Raw genomic sequence first — 15,412 nt, forward strand, 5'->3', positions numbered from 1 at the left:
GAAACGAGGCATGCGCGCTGGTTGTGTCGACGGAACTGGGAGGACTGCGGGTTGGCGCGACGTCGCGGCCGGACCGCACGGCTCGCGACGGCTGCATCGAACCGCGATCGCCGCCGGCATTTCCCTGTCCGCGTCGCTGTTTGCAGCGACGGCCCAGGCGCAGCAGGTCAGCCAGCCGAGCTTCGACCCGCGGCAGACCGAGCGATATTTCGACGAGCAGCAGTCGCGGTTGACGCAGCCGCCGCCGCGGCCGCGAGCGCCGCAATTCGCGCCTCAGGGTGGCGGCGATCGCAAGCCCTTGTTCACCATGCGCGGCGTCACGCTGACGGGGGCGTCCGCGCTGCCCGCCGAGCAGCTCGCCGCGAGCTATCAGCCCTATCTCGGTAAGCCGGTGTCGCAGGCTGACCTCGCCGCGATCACGACCGCGATCAGCGATCAGTACCGCGCCGCCGGCTATCATCTCAGCCGTGCGATCGTACCGCCGCAGGACATCCGCGATGGCCGGGTGCGGATCCAGATCCTCGAAGGCAGCATCACCGAGGTGACCTTGAAGGGTGCCGGCGCGGAAGAGTTCGGCATCCGGCCGATGCTCGCCCCCGTGCTGGCCGAGCAGCCGTCACGGCTGGAGACGCTGGAGCGGCAGTTGCTGCTGATCAACGGCCGCAGCGGCGTCCGTCTGGTCGATTCCGCGCTGGAGGAGATCGGCGGCACCACCGGCCGGTTCCGCCTGGTGATCGAGCTGCAGACCTGGCACGTCTACGGCTTCGCCGGCGTCGACAATCTCGGCTCGTCGACCGTCGGTCCCTGGCAGAACTACGCCACGGCCGCCTTCAACTCCTATCTGCTGCCGGGCGACACGCTCACCGCCAACCTGTCGACGACGCCGGGAGATCCGCGCCAGCTCGCCTTCGGCCGGCTGTCCTATGAGGTGCCGGTCGGCACCGACGGCGCCTATGTCGGCGCCTCCGCGCTGTACAGCGAGGTGCGGCCGGGCGACCGGAGACGGCTGTTCAACGACAACACGGTGACCGAGACGCTCGAGCTGCGCGGCGGCCTCGTGCCGATCCAGTCGCAGCGCGCCTCGCTGAAGCTCAATCTCGCGGCCGCCTTCAGCGACGTGACCGAGCGCGACCTGTTCGGCATCTGGTATCGCGATCGCGTGCGGACGCTGACCTTCACTGCCGACTACCGCTGGAAGGATGATGTCGGCGGCGACAGCTACCTGACGGCGGCGTACCGGCAGGGCCTGAACGCGTTCGGGGCGACGCCGCTCGACGATCCCCTCGCATCGCGCGCGGGCGCCTCGCCGAGCTTCTCGGTCTTCAGCGGCTGGTTCGCGCGCTATCAGACATTGTCCGAGGCGTGGTCGCTGAAGCTCGCGGCCGCCGGCCAGCTCGCTTCGGGTCCGCTGTACAATTCGCAGCAGTTCTATCTCGGCGGCCTCGCCTATGGCCGCGGCTATGGCAGCGCCGAGATCAGCGGCGACAACGGCGTCGCCGGCACGTTCGAGGTCCGCTTCGAGCAGAAGCCGAACTGGCAATATCTCACGAGCTACCAGCTCTACGGTTTCTTCGATGCCGGGCTCGCCTGGAACGACGGCTTCCGGCCGTCGGACGGCGTGGCGCTGACCTCGGCGGGAGCCGGGATCCGCTTCACCTTCCCGAACGACTGGCGCGCCGACCTCGGCGTCGCCGCGCCGCTCAGCTACCGTGCCCCCGACAACACAACGCGCAGCGCGCGCCTGCTTCTGACGCTGTCGAGCGTGCTCAAGCTGTGCCCGCAGCGCGGGCAGGGCCCCTGCATCTGAGAACTGGCGGGATCGGTGCGGCGGCGGATGTCCGCTTCTCCCGTTTGGCGAGGACGGACTGCATCAGACGCAATCGATGATGCGTTCATCGTGACTACCCGCCTCCGGCGTACCACGCCGTTGGGGTTTCCGGGGTCTCAGATGAGGCCGAACGTGATCGCGATCAGGAAGAACACGATCAGCCCGACGCTGACCAGCTTGAAGATGTAAGCGGCCTCAACATCGCGCCCAAACCACTCAAAGTCTGGCCCCCATAGGACGGTTGCGACGAACCCCAGAACGAGGGTCGTGATCAGCAGGATCACGTAGACGGTGTCCATTGATTGAGCCTTCACTCGCGGACACCGAATGTCCCATCAGAATTCTGGTGATGTCCCGGAGGTCTTCACGCACAGTATCGGCATGCCAAGTTACCACATAGCAGAAGAAGTTGGGTGTAGCGGATGCAACGCAGTCTGCCCGTGCGTCCGATCGAAAAATCTCCGTGCCGAAGGACGCGGCCCATCAACCGGAGCTACGCACCGACCTCTCCCGATGGAGCGAGGCGAAATGAGAGCGTGGTTGACCGCTCGGATCAGCCAAGTGCCTCAGATCTAGACCGGCTTGCCATGGCCGTGGAACAGCCGGCCCTTCTCGGTGATCAGGACGATGACCAGCGCGCTCGACGTGCAGGCCAGGAAGCCAGCCGCGAACGGCAACGCGCTGCCGTCGAAGGCCTGGCCGACGACGGCGCCGGCGGCCATGCCGAGCAGGGTCGTGATTGAGCCGTAGAGCGAGGACGCCGTGCCGGCATTCGCCCGTTGCGGCTCCATCGCCAGCGCGGTGAAGTTCGCGAACATCAGGCCGAACGTGAACATCATGCCCGCCGACAGCAGCATGAACAGCCACAGCGGCAGCATGCCGAGAACCGCCGCGCTGAAACAGGCCAGCGCGATGACGACGCTGCCGACCAGCGCGCCATGCGAGATCATGCGCATGCCGAGCCGCCCGACGAGGCGGGCATTGAGGAAGCCGGCGACAGCTATGGTCACCGCGATCGCCGCGAAGGCGAGCGGGAAGTAGCGGCCGAGATGATAGACGCCGGTGAACAATTGCTGCGAGGACAGCACATAGCCGAGCACGGCGCCGAAGATGCCGCTCGCGGCGAGCGCATAGCCGAGCGTCTGGCGGTTGGTGAGGGTGTTGCGGAAGGCCGCGATGATCTCCTTGACCGAGAACGGCTTGCGCTCGCTCTCGGGCAGCGTCTCGGGCAGCCGCATCGCGGTCCACAGCAAGGTGACGATGCCGTACAAGGTCAGCACCACGAAGATGCCGCGCCACTGCGTCAGCAGCATCACGGCCTGGCCGAACGACGGTGCGATCACGGGAATGGCGATGAACACCATCATCGCCAGCGAGACCACGCTCGCCATGCGGCGGCCGGCATAGCAGTCGCGCACGATCGAGGTCGCGATCACGCGCGTCGCCGCGGTGCCGAGGCCTTCCAGCGCGCGCGCCAGCAGCAGCATCTCGAAGGACGGGGCGGCGATCGCGAGCAGGCTGGCGACCGCATACAGCACCATGCCGCCGATCAGCACCGGGCGCCGGCCGAAGCTGTCGGACAGCGGGCCGATCACGAACTGGCCGAGGCCGAAGCCGATGACGAAGGCCGACAGCACCGTCTGCAGCCGGTTGGCGATGTCGATATGGAACGAGGCGCCGATGTTCGGCAGCGCCGGCAGCATCATGTCCATCGCCAGCGGATTGAGCGCCATGATCGCCGCGACCACGATGACGAATTCGGTGAAGCCCATCGGCCGGTGGCGGACGATCTCGATGGTGTCGGCACTGGTATCAGCCAAGGCGCGGGCCTTCCACGGTGTTGGGAATGCGGGAGAGAGCACCGATAAATATCGGGTTTGCTGCGTCGCACAAGGCGTGTTTCGGAATGGCTGCTCACCGGCGCCGGCGTTGGCGTGATTGTGACTGCCCGTGAGCCGCTGAAAATTGCGCCGGCGGCGCCGCGATGGTAACGGCCGTGTGATCGACGTCCGGATCCAGGCCCGCATGAAGACCTACAAGATCGTCGTCCATGTCCCGGAAGCGGCGGGTGACGCCGTGCGCCACGCGATGGGCGAGGCCGGCGCCGGCCGCATCGGCAACTATGATCATTGTTCGTTTACCTCGAAGGGCACCGGCCGGTTTCGCCCGCTCGCCGGCGCCAACCCGGCGATCGGCGCGGTCGGCCGGCTCGAGACGGTCGAGGAGGAGCGCATCGAGGCCGTGTGCGCCGGGGACAGGCTGAGGTCCGTGATCCAGGCGATCCGCAGTGCGCATCCCTATGAGGAGCCGACGATCGACGTCTATGCGCTCGAGAGGGTGGACTAGCATGCCGATGCTTCATCTCATGCTGCGCGGCTTCCGCACTCTCCTGATCGCGGCGCTGTTCGCCACGACCGCAGCGTCCGCGGCGCGGGCCGGCGACGCCGCGCCGGCCGACCAGATCTCGGCGTTCCGGCTCGCCCATGGCGAAGGCCGCGTGACGCGCGACGCGACGCTCGACCGCATCGCGATGGAGCAGGCGCGCGCGATGGCCGATAAGGACGATCTCAGCCACGAGGTGCTCGCTCCCTTCACCCGCCGCGTCGCGCCGTCGAAGGCCGGCCGCGCCGCCGAGAACATCGCCTACGGCTATGACAATTTCGACAAGACGCTGGGGCAGTGGATCAACTCGGCGGGGCACCGCAAGAACCTGCTGCTGCCGAAGGCGACCAAGGTCGGCATCGCCAGCGCAAGGAATGCCAGCGGCAAGCGCACCTATTGGGCGATGGTGATCGCGGGCGACTACGACGCCGAGAAGCCGAAGGGCGCTCCGAAGAGCAAGGGCAAGGCCGTGGTCGCGCAGACGGCGACACGATCCGGGAAGGGCGACGCCAGGCCGGTGACGCGCTGGGGCGCCAAGCCGGCGTCCTCCGCCAAGGACTGCCACCTCAGCATCAAGGTGATCGGTCTCTGCATCTGAGCGCAGTGACCTGCGGCCATGGCTGAACGCGACGCCCGCCGCGCGATCACGCCGTTGTGCGAGGAAGGCTTGTTGCCGAGGCGAGTTTCGTCGGATATGCAAGCAATGGTTGTCTTTTGGACAGCCAGTATCGTGAAGATTTTTCATCTCATTTTGAACGGAGACCATCATGGCAGTCATTGAGCAGACCTCGGCCACCAGCACCAATCCGCAGACCGTCTCGGCGCCCTACCAATGGTCGCTCACGTCCTACGAGGAGCAGGGCAATCTGTGGCTCAAATGGAGCACGAACGCGCCGTTCCGCGCGCAGCAGGGGCAGATCTCCGTCTACAGCGGCAGCAGCTTCCCTTCCGATCCTCAGAAGGACCGCAAGGCCTGGTCGTGGGACAACGAGCACGGCGGCGGCTCGGGATGGGACACGGGCTTGCGCTACGGCTCCGACTGGCATTGCGCCTGGATCGCCGAGAAGAGCCCGAACGGGCCCTACGCCTACGCGGTCAAGCTGATCACCAAGGTCGCCGCCTGACCTGAGGCGGCGCGAGAGGTGGGCTCGACGAGCCCACGTACTTCGCCGCGCTGAGACCTGTGCCTCAGCGCGGCTGCTTCTTCAGGTGCAGATAGCCGGGATCGAACTCGCCGATCGCGCATAGCCGCGTCCAGTCGTGCACCGTCAGCATGCCGCTGCGGAAATCGACCGCGCGGCTGGCGCGCAGCTCGAGCAGCGTGCGGTTGACCGTCGCGATCGCCATGCCCAGCGCCTCGCCGAGCTGCACGAGGCTGACCGGCAACTGCAACTGATCGTCCCGGACGTGTCCGAGCGCGCGGGCGCGATAGAACAGTTCGCAGAACATGTGCGCCATGCGCGCCGGCTTGCTCCGCGCGCTGTTGTTGGTGATGGCCTCGCGGAAGATCGACGCATCGATCAGCGTCTCGCGCCAGATCGCAAAGCCGAGCGTCGGCCGTCGGCTGATCGCGCGGGTCAGCTCCTTGTGCGCAATGCTCGCCACCACCGCCGGCCCGATCGCGCAGACGGCGTGATCCATGCGGTCGAGGAAGATCGCCTGGGCGTCGGGCCAGTCACCCGGCATGTGAAAGGAGAGATACTGCCGCTGGCCGCCGGACAGCAGGTGATAGCGCGCCACCCATCCGGAGATCACGACGACGGAACGGTCCGGCTCGTCGCCCTGGCGGATGAGGTCCTCCTGATCGGCAAGCTCGCGCAAAGCGAAGCTGAAATGCCGGATCTCGGCGATGTCCTCGCCGGTCAGCTTCGAATGCTCCCTGAGCTTCTCGGTGACGATCCGGTCCGCATCCATGAAAATCGTACCGTCCGGGCGCTGTTTTGTATCAAATGAGACGACGGAGCCGGCGATGCCGACTAAGGTGGCTTTCAGCAGATGCGGTCGAAGTTGCCGGTCGCCGCATCGGGAGAACAGCCGTGCCCCACATCGCGTTCCTCTCCCGGCTCCGCCAATTGTTCGGTGGCACGGGGCCGCATATCGAAACCATCGCAGCTGCCCTCGCCGACGGCCGCATCAAGCAGCCGGCGCATCCGATGTCGGATCAGGAGCTGTCGCGCGCGATCCGCGAGTTCCAGAGCCGGCCGGCCTCGGAGGAGGCCTTGAGGAAGCTCGCGGAGCGGCTGGCGGCCGCGAAGCCCGACCGCCCCTCGTGACGGCTCTCATGACGATCTGGCGGGATCCGGCTCCAGCAGGAACAGCATCAGCCGCACCAGTTCGTCCTCGAGCTCGCGCGTGCCGACGAGGCGATGCTCGCGCATGACGGCAGCCCGGATCGGGCCCAGCGCAGCGCGGACCAGGATGAAGCGCCGCGCGGCCGGCATCGCCTCGCTCCGCAATCCCACCGTCTGGATCAGCCGTTCGGTCATGCGGTCCACCATCTCGTGCAGCGCCTTCTGCAGCTCCGCGTCATTGCCCAGCAGGCCGAGCAGATAGCGCCGCACACGGTGGCGGCCGGCGAACGGGGCGAAGCCCTGGCGCACCGCTGCGCGCACGATCGCCTCGCGTCCAAGCCCGCGATGCGCCTCCAGCGCCTCCCCGAACTCCGCCTCCTGGCGAGCGAACTCGCGCAGCACCAGCGCACGCAACAGTGAGGTCTTGTCCCTGAAATAGCTGTAGAGCGTGCCGATCGAGAAGCCCGCGCGCTCGGCGATGGCGTTCGTGCTCAGGCCCTTGCCGCCGCCGCTCTGCAGAAGTTGAGCGGTTGCCTCGAAGATCACGTCGAGGGTCTGCCGCGTGCGCTTCTGCACCGGGGTTTTTCGAAGCATTTCAGGAGCTTGCTGCACGGTCTGAACCTCGGCGGGCGGACGGGCGAAATCGAGTAGGCGTTGCTGCCGGCTCGGGTTAGATCAGAGCCCGCATGCAGGCGGCCGGACAATGAGTGGATGTGCTCCGGACCGGGCCTGCTTGCGCCGGGCTGAACCTCATTTGAACGAAGGACTGATTGCCATGCTGCGCGTCGCATTCCCGTTTGTCACATTCATCGCCGTCTCCCAATGTCTTCTGTCGCAGGCCGCGCTGGCCGGCAACCGCGCCGCCGCCGACAGCTGTGCCGCCAAGCTGTCGCCGGTGGCGAAGCAGATCTACGACGCGTCTGCGCCGGCCATCGGCCCGGACAGCGTCGTCAAGGACGTCATCGTCGAGCGTGTCAGGCCGCTGGTGATGGCCGGCAGGCTCGATCGCGACACTGCCCGCGCCAACGCCGCGCCGGCCGGCGAATGCCTGGTGCTGCTGAAGTAGGTCGCGCCGCGCCCCGCAAGGTTTGGCGGCTGCGATGGGACATCAGGCCGCAGCCTCCCGGAGCAGGCGGCGTCGCTCCGGGGCAACCCGGCTTGGCAAGTTCGGCCGACTCGCGCATCACTAGGTGATGCTGGAGCTTCTCACCCGTCACTGGGTTGCCGGCGCCGTGTTCATGGCCGCGGCGCTGCTGGCGTTGGTGCCGCTGCTGGCGGCCGACTGGCCGCTCGCGCTGCTGCTGATCTTCCTGCATTCGCCGGGCTACATGATCCACCAGGTCGAGGAGCACACCGGCGACCGCTTCCGCAGCTTCGTCAACACCGTGATGTTCGGCGGCCGCGAGGCGCTGACCACCGGCGACGTGCTTTGGGTCAATTGCGGCGCGGTCTGGGGCATCGACCTGATTGCGCTCTACGTCGCCTGGATCGCCGGCCCGGCCTGGGCGCTGGTCGCGCCCTATCTGATGCTCGTCAACGCGCTCGGCCATATCGGCCCGGCGCTGCGTTTTCGCGGCTACAATCCTGGCCTCGTCACCGGCATCGTCCTGTTCATTCCGCTCGGCCTCGTCACCGTGCTGACGATCCCGGCCACGGCGGCGCAGCATGCCCTTGGCTTCGGCCTGTCGCTGCTGCTGCATATCATCATCGCCGCCAACGCCATCCGGCGCGCGTCGCGGGCCCGCGCCGTGGCCTGAGCGCGCGGCCTCATTCGCCCGGAACGAGCTGGATGGCGCGTGCCGGCTGCGCCGGCCGCCGCAAGCGCCGCCGCGACAGATAGAGCAGCGTGCCCGTTACGGCGAACAGCGGCATCAGCGCGGCAGCGAGCATGAAGGCGAGCTGGCCGGGCCAGCCGAGAATGCTGCCGCGGTGGATATCCAGGATGCGGGCGAGCACGCGCTCGCCGGCGGTCTTGTCGGCGTAACGCTCGGCCGCGAGCAGCCGGCCCGTCGCGCCGTCGATACGGAATTCGTCGCGCCGGCCGTCATGCGCCTCGCTCGGCCAGGCGCGCACGCGCACCGCCGCGCCGGCGGCCGCCGGCAAGGTGAGCTGCATCACCGCGAAGCGATCCCCGATCTGCTCGCGCAACGTGGCCCACACCAGATCGAGCGCGACAGGCTTCGCGTCCGCAGACCCGGAGCGGCCCTCGCGCGGAGCTTTGCCGGGCATCGATGCTCCTGATGTCGCCGGCGCGAGCAGCGCGGTCAGCCCGGCCTTGTACCAGGCGTAGGAATAGGACAGCCCGGTCAGCGCGATCACCAGGTAGACCGGCAGCACCCATGTGCCGATCACGCTGTGCAGCGAGCGATGCAGGCCGCGTCCGCTCAGTCCGAGCTGCGGCTTCAGCCACGCGTTCGCGCTCGTGGCGCGGCGCGGCCAGCGCAGCACGATGCCCGTGATCAGCAGCACGACGAGGCCGAGCACGGCGGCGCCGGTGATCTGCCGGCCGGCGCCGTTGCCGTCGCCGGGCAGCAGCAGCCAGCGATGTAGGTGGCGCACGGTCGTGAAGAACGCCTCGCCGCGGGGCTCACCGAGCACGCGGCCGTCATAGGGATCGACCAGCAGCGAGGAGGGATGGCCGCCGTCATCCTTGCGCGCGAAGCGGACGCGCGCGGCGGCGGAGGGATCGCGCGACAGCGTGATCGCGGAGACCTTGCCGATCGCCGGGTCGGCCTGCAGCCGCGCCATCAGCTCGGCGGGCGAAAGCGGCGCTTCCGAACGCGGCGCGACGTGGGACAGTCTGGCGTTGAGACCGGCCTGGATCTCGTCCTCGAAACTCATGATCGCGCCGGTGATGCCCATGAAGGAGAGGATCAGCGCGGCCGCAAGACCCAGGACAGAGTGGATCTGCAGCAGCGCCGGTTTGATGAAGGACGTCACGCACGCTTCTCCTTGGCTCAGAACTTCACCGTGGCCGACAGCGACACCCGCCTCGCATCGCCGACCGCGACGGTCAGCGCGCTGTTGGCCGAGGGGTAGTAGACGTTGTCGAACAGGTTCTTGACGTTGAGCTGGTAGATCACCGGCAGGTCATGGTGCCTGGTCTCGTAGCTCGCGAACACGTCGGCGACGACGTAGGACGGCAGCACGAAGCTGTTGGCGGCGTCGCCGGCGCGGTCGCCGACATAGCGCGCGCCGCCGCCGAGCCTGAGCTGGCCGGGCAGCGCCGTGCCGAACTCGTAGACGAGGTAAAGCGAGGCGGTGTTGAGCGCGACGTTCTGCAGCCGGTTGCCGCGATAGACCGGGTCGTCCGTGACCCTGGCATCGGTGTAGCCGTAGCTGCCGATCATGGTCCAGTGCTCGGCGATCTTGCCGGTGACGTCGACCTCGGCGCCGCGCGAGCGCACCTTGCCGGCGGTGGTGTATTCGACGACGCTGCTGGCATTGGTCTGCGACACCAGCACGTTCTGCTTGTCGATGTCGTAGACCGCGACGGTGCCAGACAGCCTCTTGTCGAGATCGAACTTGAAGCCGGTCTCCCACGCCGTGCCCTGCTCGGGCGCGATGTTGGAGCCGAGCACGACGCCGCCGGTGAGCGGCGCGATCGTCGAGTTCGGCTTCAGCGACTGCGTGTAGCTGGCATAGAGCGAGAGCTGGTCGTTGAGCTTGAGGATGGCGCCGCCGAGCGGCAGCACGGTGTCGGCGGCGACGTCGGTATTGGCCTTGAACGGTCGGCCGCGGCCGGCGATCTGCTCGTAGTCCATGTAGCGCACGCCGCCGACGAAGGAGAGCTTGTCGGTGAGATGCAGCGTGTCCTGCACGAACAGCGAATACTGGCCGAGCTTGTCGGTCTGGTCGCTGTCGCTGGCCGAGACCAGCGTGCCGGGTTGGATCAGCCCGTAGACCGGGTTGTAGACATTGAACACGCTCGTGACCTTGTCGCGGATCAGGTCCTGGCGATAGATCGTGCGATATTGCGCATCTCCGCCGAACAGCACCTCGTTGCGCAGGCCGCCGAGCCAGAAGGCGCCTTGAATATAGGACGTGCCGTAGCTGACCCGGCTCAGCGAGCCCCAGGTGCCATCATTGCTGCGGGTCTCCTGGCCTTTGGCGTCGATCGCGGTGATGCGCAGCTGGTTGGCGCTGGAGCTCTCGGTGTTGTAGCTGTAGGCCGCGGTGAGCTTCCAATCGTCGTTGAGCTTCTGCTCGACCGAGGCCTGGACCAGGTCGGACTGCCCCCATGTGTTGTTGAAGGGCTCGTCGAGCCGCCGCGTCGCGGGGATTGCCAGCGGCGCGCCGTTGACGAAGGCCGTGCCGCGATCGAACGGGGTGATGAACTCGCGATGCTCGTAGTTCAATTGCACGGTCGTAGTCTCGCCATACCAGGCGAGCGACGGCGCCACCAGCATCTCGCGATGGCGGCCGAAATTTCGCCAATAGTCCTCGCTGACGCCATAGCCGATGAAGCGATAGGCGAGGCCGCCATCGCCGATCGGGCCGGTGACGTCGAGCGTGCCGTCGGCGCCGGTCCTGCCGTTGGCGTAGGCCGAGCCGAGCAGGGTGACCGAGCCGTGTTGATACAACTCGGGGCGCTTGCCGATGGTGTTGACGATGCCGCCTGGATCCATGATGCCGTAGAGCAGCGACGCCGGGCCCTTCAGCACCTCGACGCTGTCCACGGCCGCATTGAGGCTGCGGCTCTGCACCAGCGGCAGGCCGTTGCGCATGATCGAGCCGTCGCGGTTGTCGCCGAAGCCGCGCCGCATCACGGCATCCTGCGTGCCGGCGAGCGTGTTGGCCTGGGTGACGCCGCTGATATTGGCGAGCGCATCGTCGATGTTGCGCGGCAACTGGTCCCTGATGACCTGCTCGGGCACGACGTTGACGGATTGCGCGGTGTCGAGCGGCGACGCGCCGCTGCGCAGCGTGGTCGCGCTCGGCATGGCGCGGTAGTTGAGCTTTGCAGCGTCGAGCACGGCGGCCTCTGCCGCGGCGCGTTCCGCGCGTGTCGGCATCGGCGGCGGCATTGCGCGCCGTGACGGCAGCGCACGCGCCTGGCGCTGCGGCGCGCTGGCGGCGCTCGCAGGCTTGCGCTTCGGCGCCGGCACGTCGACCGTCACCGGCGGCAGCGTCGCCTGCGCAAACACGGGAGAGGCGGACCAGAGGATGTCTGCGGTCAGAGCACTCACGAGCGCAATCGCGCCACGCATGCCGGTACGAGCGCGCGCATCGCGCCGGACTTCACACTTCGTCATCGTTCACTGCACTTCCACGTCGCACCGTTCGAGGGAACGGTCAGCTTGATGCGACGTCTAGCAACGCAGTGCAGCGAAAGACACAACGCGCCGGATTGAATTGCTCTAAGCCATGCGGTGTTGAAGTGTTCTAATTGGTTCGGAGATGCGCAGGTCGCGGCGTCTCTGCGGCATTCCGCATTTGATGATCACGATCGACGCGGAGTGATTATGATCGTGCGCGATATGATGGGTGACAAGCGCTCCACCCGAGCCGCGGACGTAGCGCTGCGGGTCTCGTTTTCCGGGACTGCGTGCCGAGGACTCTGAACGCTTGGAACCGGTCGTCGATGCGCGCGCGGCCGAGCCTATTGCGCCGCTGCGAGTTCCAGCTCGGCCGGCTTGGCCGGCCCGATCAGCGGAATGTCCAGCGTGATGCGCGTGCCCTGCTGCGGCCGGCTGTCGAGCTCGATGCGGCCGCCGAGCGTGGATGCCACGAGGTTGAAGGCGATGTGCAGGCCGAGGCCGGCATTGCCCTTCTCGCGGCGCGTGGTGAAGAACGGGTCGAAGACCCGGCCGCGCACCTGGTCGCGCATGCCGACGCCCTGATCGGCGCAGACGATGCGCACCGACTCATCGCTGGGCTGTGCGACCTCCACGGTGAAGACGCCGCTGCTGTCGCCAGGATAGGCATGCGTCGCCGCATTGAAGGCGAGGATGCTGATGACCTGCCCGAGTGCGCCGGGATAGCTGGTGAGCACGATGCCCTCCGGGCAGGACAGCACGACCGTCAGTCCCTGGCGCACCAGCAGCGGGCGGAGCTTGGCGACGTGATCGGTCATCCAGCTTTGCAACTCGAAGGTCTGCAGCGCCTCGTTGGCCTGGTCGACGGCGACCTGCTTGAAGCTGTGGACCATCTCGGAGGCACGATGCAGGCTCTGCGTCGTCAGGTGCAGACCCTGCTGCAGCCGCGCGACGCCCCGCGCCAGATCCGAGCGCCGCACCGGGCCGCCGCCAAGCATGCGCGTGATCGCCTGGACGTCGCCTTCCATCGCCGTCGACGTGGTCAGCGCCAGCCCAAGCGGCGTGCTGACCTCATGGCCGACGCCGGCGACGAGCTGGCCAAGCGAGGCCAGCTTCTCTGCCTGCACGAGATGGGCCTGCGTGGCATGCAGATCGCGCAGCGAGGTCTCGGAGCGCTCCTTCTCCCGCTGCAGTGCCTCGGCAGTGCGGAACTGCTTGCGCGCCTGGTACTCCCGCGCCCCGACCGCATAGAGCGAGAGCAGGCAGGCATTGCCGACCAGCGAATGATCGATGAAGCGCAGGCCCGGCGGCAGCGGCTCCGTCGCGAGACTCTCGGCGACCGCCAGCGCGCTCCAGCTCGTCGCGCAGAAGATCGCGTAGGAGCCGGTACGCAGCGGCAGCATGGTGGACACGAACAGGATGACGATGATCATGCCGGCCGCGGAGTAGGTGAAGCCCGACGGCAGCACCCAGTAGATCGTCGGCAGCACGCAGCCGGGGATCACGCAATAGACCAGATGGATCGGCTCCGCCCATCGGCGCGCCGGCGTCGACAGCAGCGCCGTCAGCGGCAGCAGCACCAGCACGGCGGTGCCGCCGCGGATCGCGAGCGTCGTTGGCACGATCTCGGGATAGAGCACGAAGTCCCACAAGGTGTAGCCGGCAAAGGTGAGCGCACCGAGCAGCATCGCGATCTGCGTCCAGGCGGTATTGCCATGAACAAATTGATCAACGAAGCGCCGCTCCTCGACGGCATCCTCGAAACGCAGCCCCAGCCGCTCCAGCAATCCCAACATTATGCCACCGCAATCGAAAAACGATCCCCCAACGCAGGACGAGCCGCGGCGGGAGGGCAGACATACACGAGATGAGCTGCTCGCGAAAACGACGGGAGATCGCAGCCGTGGCCTGCGGCACGCGGAAGGTTGTTAGAACTGTTCCAAACTGTTTCCGGCCCGGTCTGCCGGTCCGTCAGCACCAAGGCATCTGGACTCCGCTGCTATCAGGAGTTTGGCGGAGCCGATCGGGGACTCATGGCGCCGCCTGACCTTCGATCGCCAGATCCTTGCCATAGCGGCCTTTGGTTCTGAACATCACCTTGTCGCCATCGAAGGTGAGCCGCCAGTTGCGCTCCTCGCCCTGGCCGATGAACTGCACGTCGATCGCGAAGGTCGTCGGATCGACCCAGTTGCCCTTCATGGCGCGGTAGACGTAGGGCTGCCAGGGGTGAGGTTGCGCAGTCGCTCGATAGAGGCCGTCGAGGCCGATCGGGCTCTGCAGATGAACTGTTCCCCCGTTGCGGTCTCGCGACGGGATGTCCCAGGTGACCTGCGGCTCGGGTCCGGTGAGGCTGAGGGTGATTGTGTTGATGCCGAGCGGGCCGGGCGGAAATGTGTAGGTCTTGCCCGAGATCGTCGCCGCGATATCCGGGACACTGCCGACCGTGCCTCGCGTCTCCGTCCCGGCCTCGCTGATGGCGGCCGCCAGAGCCTCCTTGGCTCCATCAGCGGCGGGCAGGGCCTCATTCGATTTCACCGTGGCCAGGATCTCATTCGCAAGCTTGCGGAACGGACAGAAATTGCGCGCGGTCATCACGGCCACGATGTCAGGGTCCGGCAGCACCATGATGACCTGGCAGTGATAGCCGACGGCCATGAAGACGTTCCGCTCCGGCAGGGCCCAGAACTGATCGGCATAGCGGAGCCCCGGATCGAACGTCGCGTTCATGCTGACGGTGGCGTGGTTGACGGCTTCGATCCAGTCGAGGGGCAGCAATTGCTGCTCGCCCCAGCGGCCACGGCGCAGATAGAGGTAGCCGATCTTCGCCATGTCGCGCGGCTTCAGCGCGAGCCCGAATCCGCCGCCGGAAATCCCCTTGGAATCCTTGAACCAGGCGTGCTCGGTGATGCCAAGCGGCGCGAACAGTCGTTCCCGGGCAAAATCCTCCGCGCTCTTGCCGGTGAGCTTGGTGACGATGGCGGAGAGCAGATGCGAGTTGCCGCTGTTGTAGTAGAACGTCTCGCCCGGCGCATGCGCCATCGGACGGTCGAGAACATACTGCACCCAGTCGGGGCTTCGTCCCATCTCGTACAGCGACGTCTCGGCGCCGCCGTTGTAGCCCTCGTCCCAGTCCAGGCCGGAGGTCATGTTGAGCAGATGCTGCACGGTGAGCGCCTGCTTGCGCGCGTCGACATTGTCGATCCTGCGATCCTTGAAGAAATCGAGCACCGGATGGTCGAGGCTGTCGAGCACGCCATCCTTGAGCAGCATCGCGATCAACGTGGCGACGACCGCCTTGGTCGAGGAGTTGATGATGTGCAGCTCGTCGTCCTTGTAGGGCGCGTAGGACGCATCGAGCACGACGCGGCCGTGGCGTGTGACCAGCAGGCTGTCGAACCTCATGGTCTTGCCGGCGGCGACGAGCTTCGTCAGCGCCGCGGAGTCCATGCCTTCTTCCTCGGGCGAGGCGGTCGCCCAGCCGGGCTGGGGGAAGCGGGAGAGGCTGGTGTCCTCCGCCGAGGCCGTGTCGGCGAAGAGACCAGCAAACAAGGCCGCCGCGACCAACAAGACGTCAATCCTGAGACGCACCATGCCGAACGTCCTCTGTTGAACATAGCGATGATACGGTATCAGAAGACCCCAATCCATCAAAG

At 67.0% G+C, this 15,412-nt stretch carries 15 protein-coding genes; 7 read left to right on the plus strand and 8 right to left on the minus strand.

All coding sequences use genetic code 11. The features are described from left to right. The first annotated feature begins 10 nt into the window (after positions 1–10). Positions 11–1,807 (plus strand): ShlB/FhaC/HecB family hemolysin secretion/activation protein, encoded by a 1,797-nt coding sequence (locus ACQR1F_RS02385; protein WP_434912483.1) that lies wholly within the window; start codon positions 11–13, stop codon positions 1,805–1,807. 137 nt (positions 1,808–1,944) lie between these two features. On the opposite strand, the gene ACQR1F_RS02390 is transcribed toward ACQR1F_RS02385, so the two are convergent. Next, positions 1,945–2,127 carry a hypothetical protein gene (locus ACQR1F_RS02390; RefSeq protein WP_316179851.1) on the minus strand — a complete coding sequence of 61 codons (183 nt, stop codon included), beginning with the start codon at positions 2,125–2,127 and terminating at the stop codon, positions 1,945–1,947. Positions 2,128–2,400: 273 nt separating this feature from the next. Then, positions 2,401–3,648, minus strand: coding sequence for a multidrug effflux MFS transporter (locus tag ACQR1F_RS02395; RefSeq protein WP_315803783.1), 1,248 nt, complete (start codon positions 3,646–3,648; stop codon positions 2,401–2,403). A gap of 205 nt (positions 3,649–3,853) precedes the next feature. Between ACQR1F_RS02395 and ACQR1F_RS02400 the strand changes: the two genes are divergently transcribed. The 3 genes from ACQR1F_RS02400 to ACQR1F_RS02410 all read left to right on the plus strand — a co-directional run bounded on the left by ACQR1F_RS02400 (position 3,854) and on the right by ACQR1F_RS02410 (position 5,334). Continuing rightward, entirely contained in the window at positions 3,854–4,174 is a 321-nt protein-coding gene (locus ACQR1F_RS02400) for a hypothetical protein (RefSeq protein WP_315803782.1), read from the plus strand. Between the two features lies 1 nt (position 4,175). Continuing rightward, positions 4,176–4,808, plus strand: coding sequence for a CAP domain-containing protein (locus ACQR1F_RS02405; protein ID WP_316179856.1), 633 nt, complete (start codon positions 4,176–4,178; stop codon positions 4,806–4,808). A gap of 169 nt (positions 4,809–4,977) precedes the next feature. Next, the gene (locus ACQR1F_RS02410) at positions 4,978–5,334 is read left to right on the plus strand and encodes a hypothetical protein (protein WP_316239601.1); all 357 of its coding nucleotides are present in this window, start codon (positions 4,978–4,980) and stop codon (positions 5,332–5,334) included. 64 nt (positions 5,335–5,398) lie between these two features. On the opposite strand, the gene ACQR1F_RS02415 is transcribed toward ACQR1F_RS02410, so the two are convergent. Beyond that, complete coding sequence (locus ACQR1F_RS02415) at positions 5,399–6,124, minus strand: Crp/Fnr family transcriptional regulator (protein WP_315803779.1); 726 nt, start codon at positions 6,122–6,124, stop codon at positions 5,399–5,401. A gap of 122 nt (positions 6,125–6,246) precedes the next feature. On the opposite strand from ACQR1F_RS02415, the gene ACQR1F_RS02420 reads away from it, so the two are divergent. After that, entirely contained in the window at positions 6,247–6,483 is a 237-nt protein-coding gene (locus ACQR1F_RS02420) for a hypothetical protein (protein ID WP_315803778.1), read from the plus strand. A 6-nt stretch (positions 6,484–6,489) separates the two neighbouring features. Here ACQR1F_RS02420 and ACQR1F_RS02425 read toward each other — a convergent pair whose 3' ends face one another. Beyond that, positions 6,490–7,095, minus strand: a complete 606-nt coding sequence (locus ACQR1F_RS02425; protein ID WP_434912484.1) for a TetR/AcrR family transcriptional regulator — start codon at positions 7,093–7,095, stop codon at positions 6,490–6,492. Positions 7,096–7,276: 181 nt separating this feature from the next. Between ACQR1F_RS02425 and ACQR1F_RS02430 the strand changes: the two genes are divergently transcribed. Together ACQR1F_RS02430 and ACQR1F_RS02435 are read left to right on the plus strand one after the other, a co-directional pair. Then, positions 7,277–7,567, plus strand: a complete 291-nt coding sequence (locus ACQR1F_RS02430) for a hypothetical protein (protein ID WP_316239603.1) — start codon at positions 7,277–7,279, stop codon at positions 7,565–7,567. Positions 7,568–7,694: 127 nt separating this feature from the next. After that, a complete protein-coding gene (locus tag ACQR1F_RS02435; protein WP_316239604.1) occupies positions 7,695–8,258 on the plus strand; it encodes an HXXEE domain-containing protein in 564 nt (187 codons plus the stop codon). 10 nt (positions 8,259–8,268) lie between these two features. On the opposite strand, the gene ACQR1F_RS02440 is transcribed toward ACQR1F_RS02435, so the two are convergent. The 4 genes from ACQR1F_RS02440 to ACQR1F_RS02455 form a co-directional block, all read right to left on the minus strand. Further along, complete coding sequence (locus tag ACQR1F_RS02440) at positions 8,269–9,441, minus strand: PepSY-associated TM helix domain-containing protein (RefSeq protein ID WP_316239605.1); 1,173 nt, start codon at positions 9,439–9,441, stop codon at positions 8,269–8,271. Positions 9,442–9,458: 17 nt separating this feature from the next. Then, positions 9,459–11,756, minus strand: a complete 2,298-nt coding sequence (locus ACQR1F_RS02445; protein WP_316239606.1) for a TonB-dependent siderophore receptor — start codon at positions 11,754–11,756, stop codon at positions 9,459–9,461. 347 nt (positions 11,757–12,103) lie between these two features. Then, complete coding sequence (locus ACQR1F_RS02450; protein ID WP_434912485.1) at positions 12,104–13,555, minus strand: sensor histidine kinase; 1,452 nt, start codon at positions 13,553–13,555, stop codon at positions 12,104–12,106. Positions 13,556–13,790: 235 nt separating this feature from the next. After that, a complete protein-coding gene (locus ACQR1F_RS02455; RefSeq protein WP_315803772.1) occupies positions 13,791–15,350 on the minus strand; it encodes a serine hydrolase domain-containing protein in 1,560 nt (519 codons plus the stop codon). Between the last annotated feature and the right edge of the window lie 62 nt (positions 15,351–15,412).

The organism is Bradyrhizobium sp. HKCCYLS3013 (assembly GCF_051167615.1).
Taxonomy (GTDB): domain Bacteria; phylum Pseudomonadota; class Alphaproteobacteria; order Rhizobiales; family Xanthobacteraceae; genus Bradyrhizobium.

What these genes read in the sequence shown, in the direction of transcription:
- ACQR1F_RS02400 (WP_315803782.1), top strand. Translation starts at nt 3,854, where the DNA reads ATGAAGACCTACAAGATCGTCGTCCATGTCCCGGAAGCGGCGGGTGAC.
- ACQR1F_RS02435 (WP_316239604.1), top strand. Translation starts at nt 7,695, where the DNA reads ATGCTGGAGCTTCTCACCCGTCACTGGGTTGCCGGCGCCGTGTTCATG.
- ACQR1F_RS02390 (WP_316179851.1), bottom strand. Translation starts at nt 2,127, where the DNA reads ATGGACACCGTCTACGTGATCCTGCTGATCACGACCCTCGTTCTGGGG.
- ACQR1F_RS02425 (WP_434912484.1), bottom strand. Translation starts at nt 7,095, where the DNA reads ATGCTTCGAAAAACCCCGGTGCAGAAGCGCACGCGGCAGACCCTCGAC.
- ACQR1F_RS02415 (WP_315803779.1), bottom strand. Translation starts at nt 6,124, where the DNA reads ATGGATGCGGACCGGATCGTCACCGAGAAGCTCAGGGAGCATTCGAAG.
- ACQR1F_RS02410 (WP_316239601.1), top strand. Translation starts at nt 4,978, where the DNA reads ATGGCAGTCATTGAGCAGACCTCGGCCACCAGCACCAATCCGCAGACC.
- ACQR1F_RS02385 (WP_434912483.1), top strand. Translation starts at nt 11, where the DNA reads ATGCGCGCTGGTTGTGTCGACGGAACTGGGAGGACTGCGGGTTGGCGC.
- ACQR1F_RS02455 (WP_315803772.1), bottom strand. Translation starts at nt 15,350, where the DNA reads ATGGTGCGTCTCAGGATTGACGTCTTGTTGGTCGCGGCGGCCTTGTTT.
- ACQR1F_RS02445 (WP_316239606.1), bottom strand. Translation starts at nt 11,756, where the DNA reads ATGACGAAGTGTGAAGTCCGGCGCGATGCGCGCGCTCGTACCGGCATG.
- ACQR1F_RS02405 (WP_316179856.1), top strand. Translation starts at nt 4,176, where the DNA reads ATGCCGATGCTTCATCTCATGCTGCGCGGCTTCCGCACTCTCCTGATC.
- ACQR1F_RS02450 (WP_434912485.1), bottom strand. Translation starts at nt 13,555, where the DNA reads ATGTTGGGATTGCTGGAGCGGCTGGGGCTGCGTTTCGAGGATGCCGTC.
- ACQR1F_RS02430 (WP_316239603.1), top strand. Translation starts at nt 7,277, where the DNA reads ATGCTGCGCGTCGCATTCCCGTTTGTCACATTCATCGCCGTCTCCCAA.